Genomic DNA, 8,756 nt, shown 5'->3' on the forward strand with positions numbered 1-8,756 from the left:
TAAAAATTTTGTTAGAATTTCATCCAGATTTATGAGTTGAAATCGATTTTTCATGGACAAAGTTCTTAAAACCTGTCTATCTCCAGCGTTGGATGATAATTATCTGTCAAAAAATAATGCTTCTACACAAGTTCTCTATTTAAATAAGAGAATTTTATCTGAATTTTTTTCAAAATGAGAATTGCTGCTTCATTTTACCCTGAGCAATGGGGGTGTCTATCGTTGAGGTGGCGGAGGGGATTAAACCAGAAGTTGTTGGGTTTTCTTTTCGTCAACCCAAGCTACAAGATCAGCGTACTGCTACGCAGTGCCTTCAGCATCGCACTGTCCAGCCAATGGTTGAACTCACCCGCCGCTAATAACTTTCAGTGCGTGAAGACGATCGCACTCTCGGTCGGGTGCAGTGATTTGTTATACTGTCGCTTGATCGGGAGCTTAATAACTTTACGTCCACTGGCAATTTGCTTTTCTCTAAGATCGTCAAATATTGCTTTGAGATCATAATTAAAAGATTTTGCGTATTCTTCTCTATATTTATGAATTTCTTCGACAATTTCATCTTTATACATAGTTATTCTCCCCGAAGCTTAAATCCTATGAACTCGTAAGGGGTACAAACAAATGGTAGCCTGTATCCAAACTCAATACTAATTTGAGATAGCTTTCTTTGGATTTGAGCGTTTGCCATCTGCTTACAATTCCATGTTAGTAGATAGTCTAAGCCATAAACGTTTGCTAGTGCCATGTGTAAGGCATCATTAGAGGCTTTGGGGGGTAGGTTGCTTTGTTGTAAGAATTCTTGTGCTAGAGCGATCGCTTCTTCGGTTAGATCGAGAAAAATCAAGGACTGTAGCAAGTTCTGTCTTTGAGTAGCAATTGTTGGATCGCCTCTCGATGCTTCATCTTCAACAATTTCCGAAACGTACAGAACCAATGAACTACTATACTCATCCCACCAGTCTTGTGTAATCTTAATGTTAGCGGCAAGAATCAGGTTTTCTGTTGGTCTTGCGGTTAGATGACCCAAAATACTGGTTTCAATATAGACGGTTTCGCTCACGGCAATAAGAGAAAATCTATCCCACGTCTATCCTACTGCATTTAATCTTGGTTTTGAGGGAATTGGGTTTCCTACCTACAAGATCAGCGTGCTGCTACGCAGTGCCTTCGGTATCGCACTTTAACCCACAACTTCAATCAATGTCCATGGTGCGTTCCCCAAAAATCGATCGGTGGCGCAGTAGGATTCACATTAGGGAACGCACCCTACGGCTTTTAGCATTGAGGGATTTGCAATAAGTCCTCCAAGACCAATGGCTACTATTAAGAACAATAGAGCAAACGCGATTGACATATAGGTTAAAGTTTCGGCATGAGGTCGCCAATCAATTCCAAGTTCTACCTGATGATGCTTCACCCAATTTGACAAATCCCAAGTCTTCCATGTGCCGAAACAAAACATAATGAACGTCCCGATGCTGAGTAGAAATGGTAGTTGAAGAGCAAGCCGGATTAAGTTTTCGCTAAGTTTAGCGCTGATTACATAGGTCAAAATCGCCCCAATAATTCCAAAGGAAAAAGAGGCGGATTTGATTAAATTTTCAAAATAAAATTTATGCAAATCTATCAGTTTTTCAAACTGAAGCCATTGATATTCTTTATCCTCGCTCAAGAACCAATTCTCCTTTTTTAACTTCAGATACCGATGAACTAGCCCTGTTTACACCCTCCACCGAGGACTTGCGGCATAACGGTCTAGTTAGGCTTTTCGCTAAGGGTAGGGTAATACATTTAAATTTTGAATAAATCGGTAGTCTCGTTGATTCTTGGTGATAAAAGGGTAATTCCATATTATTGCTGTACCTGCAATCAAGCCATCGGCAATCAGCAAACCGTGACTTAGCCGATACAAGCGAAGTAAGTCAACCGCCTTGTCTGAAATAGGTTGGTCAATTCTGATTACATCAAACTGTTGAAGGAATTTTTCCAGCGTCTGTAACTCTGACTTGTTAGTGCAGCCAACAATTAGTTCCATTTGTGTAACTACGCTAATTGCTAATCTGGAACTTGATTGTAGCCTTTGCAGACAATTGACTGCTTCAGCAATACCACGACCAACATCAATGATTATGTCGGTATCTACGATAGTTGAACTAGCCATTTGTCTTTGACCACTCGCTTTCTCGTAAATTTCGCACCCAAGTAGTACTATCTAAATCTTGACGATTGCGCCACATTCCAACAAAGGGATCATTAACTAAATCAACATTTGACGATGCAGACAGAGGTTCAGAATATATGTACTTTTGTTTCAAAAAAGCGATCAGGCTGACTACTTGGCTCTGTGCTTCAGCAGGCAAAGATAAAAATTCACCTAAAATCTCATGAGTCATGGTTGTATCCTCCCCTATATCACGCCCAAAAGCGTGTTAGCCAGATTAGCTTACCGCAAACAGCCTCCTTTAAGGAAACTTATCACAGAAGCTTTCTAGAAAGCTAGCAAAGATTCTTGTATCTGGCTGCACTTTGTCACAAAATTTCACTATTATTTCGGGTAAGGTATCGTAAATCCCTTGATAGATTCAATCGGGACTCACTTCTGGGAAAACCGCTATAGATCTCCTGCAAAAATCAAAAATCTGACCTTAGCTGAGGAGAATCCGAGACAGGAGGAGAAAAAAGACGAGAAAATTTAGTACAAATGCTCTACTCTCCCTGCTCTGGCGCTCTCTAGCTTACCAGAGGTCGATTATTCACTAAATGGTATCAAAAAAATCGGGTCTAAAACCTCGTCTTTACTCGTTTTATTATAACAGGATTTGGGATCACAGCTGCAATCAATGTGCATGGTGCGTTCCCCAAAAATCGATCGCTGGAGCAGTAGGAGCCACATGAGGGAACGTACCCTACAAGATCGGCGTGCTGCTACGCAGTGCCTTCGGCATCGCACTACAAATCATCAATCGTTACCAACCCACCTTCCGTAAACTGAATCACAAGTTCATGGCTATCTAATAAAGCAGTTCCAACCAGGGGGCGCCGTCCTGTGGCAAATACACGAGTTTCTCGCTCCTCACCATTCCAGATAATAACTGCTTTGTGAAGAGGCAGCATTACTTGGCTGTTGTCTGCTAAATTCGCACGCATATCGTACCTGAAAGGAAGATTCAGTAATGCTACTGCTTCGGGTGGTAAACAAAGCTCATCTGTAAATCCTGTATCTACTACAAACTCAATCGGAAAGTCGGCGCGATTTGGAATCCGAAATGGGATAGTGATGATCGGGTGTCCATTCGCCACAATACCTAAAATCACTTAACTACACGCTCCATAACACCCCCACCAAAAGCGGCAGCAACGTTGTAGCCAATTTTGATCCCAAAGAGCCGAGCATGGGGGTGTTTCTCGCTCAATAAGTCAGCAGCGTGTAAGCCATTTTTATCAACTTTGTAGTCACCTGTTTCAATGTCAATGATAACCATCTTGCCAATGTTTTCTTCAACTTCCACCTCTTGGCGGATTCTGCTTTCGTACAGTTTCTCTGCACGTTGAGCAACTTCTTCACGGCTTAAAAGGATGGCTTGCATATACTAACTCCTGATTACGATTTGACTTCTGGAGACCTCTCTATAATATCTCACAGGTCTGTAGGATGAGCTAATGCCCATCCTACTACGTCTCGACAAGATTGGTGTACTGCTACCCAGTGCCTTCGGTATCGCACTTTAACCCACAGCTTCAATCAATGTGCATGGTGCGTTCCCCAAAAATTGATCGCTGGACCAGTAGGAGTCACATTAGGGAACGCACCCTACGGTGATTGCACCGTTAAGTCTCTCATTCTAATTTTGTCTTCTTCAATAACTGTAAAGTGTCCATACCAGTCATCCCGCAATGAGATAACCTTGGCAACTTTCTCAGCGACTACAGATCCAGAAGGTACTCTTATTCTAAACAAAATAATACCAACACTGGCCGGCAACCTTGAACGAAAGGCGAGTTCTCCAAAATCTTTATCAAATGTCAAGAGAATACGATTTTCTGCCTGGGCGCGACTTAAAACTTCCTGGTCCGAGATTCCGGGGGATTCCACCCTAATCCACAGGACATCATGGCCATTTTGTCGTAGGGCTTCAACCGCATCAAGGGGGAAATTTTCGTTCGCTAGAAAACGCATCAGTTAAGCAGGAATAGCATAGACTTTCTCAGATTTGAGCATTACACTAGCATAGCTAAGACAAGCTTGAATATCTTCTACTGTAATACCTGGGTAGTTTCGCAGAATTTCATCAACACTCCAACCTTGGGCGAGAAGATCGATGATAAATTCAACCGCAATCCTTGTTCCTTTAATGATAGGTTTTCCCACCAAAATATAGGGATTTATTGTAATTCGATTTTCCCAGTCCATAGCTACATCATTGAAAGTGTTTTCAAAAAGGTCAAGGCTGCGTGGGACGCACCCTATATCTCGTTTTATTATAACAGGATTTGGTATCACAGCTTCAATCAATGTGCATGGTACGTTCCCCAAAAATCGATCGCTGGAGCAGTAGGAGCCACATTAGGGAACGCACCCTACAAGATCAGCGATCGCGCTGAAGATTCAATGTTTGTCGATTTAATTCTAACTTAATCCTAGTTCGAAATATATTTTTTGGCTGCGTTATCAAAATAGTCTAATAAAAATGTTTCTTGGTGAACATCAGAACCATAAAAACTTATTTCTCCAATTTTGTTTAATAAATGTCTTTGACTAGCTAAAATACTATGATCTAATACCTTGTTTAAAAATATCTGGTATTGATTTTTTCCATAGTTCTTGACAAATTCACGTATTGTTTCTACAAACCTTAATAATGAAACTCGTATAAATAAGTCCGAATTTTCATAAAAGCTCGAAGAAAATAGCATATATTGCATAGTAATATCTATAGGATTAACTGAAATTGCATTGTTTAAATATAGAGTATATGGTGTAGCCAATTCATTTTTGTAATCTTCTAGTGTCCCTTCTAAATCATTTGAAAGTTGATTATTTAATCCCATAACCAAAGAGTTGAGAACAAAGTCTCTATCTATAGAGTATTCTGTCAGAGAAGCTGCCGAAATTCTAATAAAAGCAGCTTTGAGAAGCATATTAATAAACAGTTCATCGGAATTAATCTTTTGCTCCATTTTTAAGTAGCTATCTTCACATTGAGCTAAATGAGTTATCTTCATGTAATTGTACACAGATTGATTTTGAGAAAACGGAACCAATTTTTGTAATTCATGACAGCACCTATAAAGCTCTTTCATGAATTGAATATTAGGAATGTTTTTTGAAACATCTTGGCCATTTAAAATATCAGTAATAAAGTCTCCAAAAATCTTCTTTTCTTTCTCAGACAAAATTTTATTTGAGTCTAATATATTATCTATTAGTGGGTGACTAACGCTGAAGTAGTAGCTGATTTTTAAGATTTTTAAAAAGCTTTGCTCTGTCATTTCAAAATCATTTGCATAATAAGCATAGATCAGAACCCCGGTTATAATTCGAAACATTTTAGATAAACCACTACTGTCTAAGGAGTCGGGAGGAATATAATTAAGAGTTTGCTTCAAATTTATTCTAAGAAAGTCAGTTGCTTTAAAAAATACTTCATCCCCTAAGTATAAAAAGTAAATCCCTAATTTGGGATGCTTCATAAGGTTTTGGTAGAGATTTTTTGTGAATTGTTCCTCTTCTAGAAATATAGTCAGGAAATTTTTTTCTTCAAGAGTAGGAAATAATTTCTCAAGTTTATTTTCGCTCAAAGAATTTAGTTCATTAAGAACAATGAAGATGATCGTATCAAAATCTATATCTTTTTTGGAATTAAAGTTTCTTAGAGACCCAAAATCTCTGAAATGTCTATAAATTTTAGCCAACTCATATTCATTTAAAAGCCTTGTTACTTTAGAAGACCTAGAATTATCATACCTCTCTCTATTTTGAATCATCTCATTATATATTTGCTCAAGATGTGAGATAATTCCTTCATATGAAATATTTGTTTCATATGACCATTGGGTAAACTGACTCCAGTGTTGAGTTGCCATATTTTTGGCTTCATCAAATGAATTTAGAGGAGGAAATTGGTTAATTTTCATAATAACTATTTTTTGATATCAAAGTTTGAATGTTGTCTAAAATGGATATTAATAAAATTTGGTTTTATTGATTCCATCTCTAGCTCTAAATCTGTCAAATATTGGCTGATTTGTGACAAATCAGCTTCTTCAAATTCAAGTTTTCGGCTTAAACCTCTAAGTCTTTGTGAAAAGATACAATGCCAATTTGCCCATTCATCAAACTTAAAAGTATGCTTTGTTAAAACTATAGTGCCTGGAATAGCAGCTGTAGAAGCTATGATAACTTTATCAAAATTATTAAGAGTAACTGATATGGCTGAGAAAAAACTTGCCCCTATGAGAATCCAATCGAAACCAATCGAAGTGTATAAATTTGCCAAAAACATGAAATAATATAAATTGGCCTTGTTTGAAATTGATTTTTTAAGTTTCAATTCTTTATTCACCATATTCTATCTCCTGAGCAATAGAAAAAAGCCAACGGATGAAATTAATAATGTTGAGCTAAACCTAAGAAATAAGTTTTCAAGAGACCCTATCAAGAAAATCAAAACTACATAGAAACCAAAAATGGAAAAGAAATCTAAAGTAAACATTGCATTTTTTTCTTTTTTATTCTCAGAAACCTTGAATAAGTCTAATATTGGCTGGGTATTATCTAATATGATTGAAGGGGCATTATCTAATGCTAACCGAAAAAGAATATCTCTATGATCCCATAACAACCTTAAGCTCTCTGAAGACGAGCTATTGGATATCTCTTTTTGAACAAAGTTCCAAACATAAGGAATTGTTGAGTACGTAAAATCGTAGGAAGGATCGAGTTTCTTAACAATTGTTTCCAAGGTAATAGCAGCCTTAATTACGATCACAATTTCAGCTTGAACACGCATTTTGTAACATCTTACAATTTCAAATATATCATCGAAAATATCTTCAAGTAACAAGTTTGTAATAGGTTGTGACAAAAGTCGAACCAGTAAGAGGTTAAGTGACTCAGCTAATTCTGGTTTGTTAATACTTGAATCGACAATATCAAGCTCTATTAGTATCTCTACGATTTTGTTGACATCTCGAATTACGAAAGCAACAGTAAGAACACTAAACTTCTCACTTAGCTCAGTCGGCAACTCTAAAACCATCCCATAATCATAAAGAATTAACTCCCCAGAAGTCGTAACTGCTAGATTACCTCCATGTGGATCAGCATGAAACCAACCATTGTCTAAAACTTGCTTTACAAAACAGTCTCCAGCTATGCGGGCAATTTTCTTTTTTGTATTTTTGTTAATGAAGTTAAAATCACCTTCTCCAGATAGTTTATCTCCCTTACAATATTCCATCGTGAGAATCTTTTGGGATGAAAAATCTCGATACACGCTGGGAATTATTACTTTAGTATCTGGGGCTAAGTTTTTTTGAAATTTTTCTGCATTTTCGAGTTCGTGTAAGTAATTGGTTTCTAATAAAAGAAGCACTGCATAATCATCAAATATTCTTACCAGATTTTGCTTTTGAATTACTTCAATCCAATCATTTATTTTAACTCTATTTAGTCTTTTAATTATTTCAATTCTGTTTTGAATGAAAACAATTAATTGCCGAAATAGTACGAGATCGCATTTAATTGAATCAAAGACCTTGGGTCTTTGAACTTTAACAACAACTTGCTTCCCAGAACCTTTAAGAATAGCTCTGTGTACTTGTCCAATACTGGCTGCTGCAATAGGATCTTCTTCAAAATGTGAAAAACACTCCTCAAATGTTTTTCCTTTACTCTTTAATTCTCTTTCAATAATCTGTTTGGCTAATTTTGGTGAAAAACTTGGGACTTTATCTTGCAACTCTTTTAATTTTTCACAGATTTCGTTGTCTAGTATATCTGGTCTTAGAGACATAAATTGCCCTGCTTTAATAAATACTGCTTCCATCCCCTGCAGTTTTCTATTTAACCATTTTCCTTGTTGTTCTAAATATTTTTTTCGTTTATTTTCCGAAAAAAATCTATCTCTTGATAAGCATAAACTTGGTAAGACGATAAAGCGAAAATAGACTTCTGCGGCAAATAAACCTATCTCAAATATTCGTTTTATTGTAGGTAGAAGAGGATAGAATCTCTTTTTATTGGAAATTATTTTCCAGTAAAGCTCTTTATATTCTTCTTTTATACTAGACATTCTCTTTGTAGTATGTGGCTTCATAAGTACGTTGGCATTACTGGTAACAGACATATTTCGGGAATTAGTGTGCAAGTTTTGAGATTTAATAGCGTGTTAGCCAGATTAGCTTACTGCAAACAATCTCCTTTAAGGAGACTTATCACAGAAGCCTTCTAGGAGTCTAGCAAAGATTCTTATATCTGGCTGCACTTTGTCACAAAATTTCACTATTATTTCGGGTAAGGTATCTGACAGGGGGACAAGCTGGCTGAACTCCTTACAGCATAAGCTTTTTGGGGTGTTCGAGCGAAAAAGTTCGATGCAGATCACTCCCCATTGTTAATAAAGATTTCGGCGTTGCTGAATTAAGGTATGATTAGGCAAAATGGCGAGCATTCAGAGGAAAATAACTTCTGTTATTTGAATAAGGAACTGGAACATCCTCAAATTTTAGGTAGTGAATTAGTAATCGAATTGAAT

Annotated in this window: 12 protein-coding genes and 1 pseudogene; all 13 read right to left on the reverse strand. The window is 37.1% G+C overall.

All coding sequences use genetic code 11. From position 1 onward, the window contains the following. Window positions 1-365: 365 nt before the first annotated feature. A complete protein-coding gene (locus tag IQ224_RS18950) occupies window positions 366-569 on the reverse strand; it encodes a hypothetical protein (RefSeq protein ID WP_002747099.1) in 204 nt (67 codons plus the stop codon). Window positions 570-571: 2 nt separating this feature from the next. Then, a complete protein-coding gene (locus IQ224_RS18955; RefSeq protein ID WP_002747097.1) occupies window positions 572-1,060 on the reverse strand; it encodes a type II toxin-antitoxin system VapC family toxin in 489 nt (162 codons plus the stop codon). Window positions 1,061-1,252: 192 nt separating this feature from the next. Further along, the gene (locus tag IQ224_RS18960) at window positions 1,253-1,672 is read right to left on the reverse strand and encodes a hypothetical protein (protein WP_002747095.1); all 420 of its coding nucleotides are present in this window, start codon (window positions 1,670-1,672) and stop codon (window positions 1,253-1,255) included. Between the two features lie 99 nt (window positions 1,673-1,771). Beyond that, entirely contained in the window at window positions 1,772-2,161 is a 390-nt protein-coding gene (locus IQ224_RS18965) for a type II toxin-antitoxin system VapC family toxin (protein ID WP_036402359.1), read from the reverse strand. Further along, window positions 2,154-2,393 carry a hypothetical protein gene (locus IQ224_RS18970; RefSeq protein WP_002747091.1) on the reverse strand — a complete coding sequence of 80 codons (240 nt, stop codon included), beginning with the start codon at window positions 2,391-2,393 and terminating at the stop codon, window positions 2,154-2,156. Before IQ224_RS18970 ends, IQ224_RS18965 begins: the two co-directional genes overlap by 8 nt. Window positions 2,394-2,949: 556 nt before the next feature. Next, on the reverse strand, window positions 2,950-3,315 hold the full coding sequence (locus IQ224_RS18975) for a clan AA aspartic protease (RefSeq protein WP_036402356.1): 366 nt from the start codon (window positions 3,313-3,315) through the stop codon (window positions 2,950-2,952). After that, window positions 3,312-3,587 (reverse strand): hypothetical protein, encoded by a 276-nt coding sequence (locus IQ224_RS18980; RefSeq protein WP_002784322.1) that lies wholly within the window; start codon window positions 3,585-3,587, stop codon window positions 3,312-3,314. The genes IQ224_RS18975 and IQ224_RS18980 overlap by 4 nt, the downstream gene beginning before the upstream one ends. A 224-nt stretch (window positions 3,588-3,811) precedes the next feature. Next, window positions 3,812-4,177 (reverse strand): DUF5615 family PIN-like protein, encoded by a 366-nt coding sequence (locus IQ224_RS18985; RefSeq protein WP_002747084.1) that lies wholly within the window; start codon window positions 4,175-4,177, stop codon window positions 3,812-3,814. A gap of 3 nt (window positions 4,178-4,180) precedes the next feature. Next, complete coding sequence (locus IQ224_RS18990) at window positions 4,181-4,411, reverse strand: DUF433 domain-containing protein (RefSeq protein WP_002747082.1); 231 nt, start codon at window positions 4,409-4,411, stop codon at window positions 4,181-4,183. Window positions 4,412-4,638: 227 nt separating this feature from the next. Beyond that, complete coding sequence (locus tag IQ224_RS18995; protein WP_002747080.1) at window positions 4,639-6,135, reverse strand: hypothetical protein; 1,497 nt, start codon at window positions 6,133-6,135, stop codon at window positions 4,639-4,641. Between the two features lie 5 nt (window positions 6,136-6,140). After that, window positions 6,141-6,566, reverse strand: coding sequence for a hypothetical protein (locus IQ224_RS19000; protein ID WP_036402353.1), 426 nt, complete (start codon window positions 6,564-6,566; stop codon window positions 6,141-6,143). Window positions 6,567-6,569: 3 nt separating this feature from the next. Beyond that, window positions 6,570-8,294: an AarF/ABC1/UbiB kinase family protein gene (locus IQ224_RS19005; RefSeq protein ID WP_161491778.1), complete on the reverse strand. Its 1,725-nt coding sequence runs from the start codon at window positions 8,292-8,294 to the stop codon at window positions 6,570-6,572. Window positions 8,295-8,652: 358 nt separating this feature from the next. After that, a pseudogene (locus tag IQ224_RS19010) lies at window positions 8,653-8,756 on the reverse strand (IS1 family transposase); the annotation flags it as partial.

It is taken from the genome of Microcystis sp. LEGE 00066, assembly GCF_015207925.1.
Classification (GTDB): Bacteria; Cyanobacteriota; Cyanobacteriia; order Cyanobacteriales; family Microcystaceae; genus Microcystis; species Microcystis ichthyoblabe_A.

What these genes read in the sequence shown, in the direction of transcription:
- IQ224_RS18950 (WP_002747099.1), bottom strand. Translation starts at nt 569, where the DNA reads ATGTATAAAGATGAAATTGTCGAAGAAATTCATAAATATAGAGAAGAA.
- IQ224_RS18965 (WP_036402359.1), bottom strand. Translation starts at nt 2,161, where the DNA reads ATGGCTAGTTCAACTATCGTAGATACCGACATAATCATTGATGTTGGT.
- IQ224_RS18970 (WP_002747091.1), bottom strand. Translation starts at nt 2,393, where the DNA reads ATGACTCATGAGATTTTAGGTGAATTTTTATCTTTGCCTGCTGAAGCA.
- IQ224_RS18980 (WP_002784322.1), bottom strand. Translation starts at nt 3,587, where the DNA reads ATGCAAGCCATCCTTTTAAGCCGTGAAGAAGTTGCTCAACGTGCAGAG.
- IQ224_RS18985 (WP_002747084.1), bottom strand. Translation starts at nt 4,177, where the DNA reads ATGCGTTTTCTAGCGAACGAAAATTTCCCCCTTGATGCGGTTGAAGCC.
- IQ224_RS18990 (WP_002747082.1), bottom strand. Translation starts at nt 4,411, where the DNA reads ATGGACTGGGAAAATCGAATTACAATAAATCCCTATATTTTGGTGGGA.
- IQ224_RS18995 (WP_002747080.1), bottom strand. Translation starts at nt 6,135, where the DNA reads ATGAAAATTAACCAATTTCCTCCTCTAAATTCATTTGATGAAGCCAAA.
- IQ224_RS19000 (WP_036402353.1), bottom strand. Translation starts at nt 6,566, where the DNA reads ATGGTGAATAAAGAATTGAAACTTAAAAAATCAATTTCAAACAAGGCC.
- IQ224_RS19005 (WP_161491778.1), bottom strand. Translation starts at nt 8,294, where the DNA reads ATGTCTAGTATAAAAGAAGAATATAAAGAGCTTTACTGGAAAATAATT.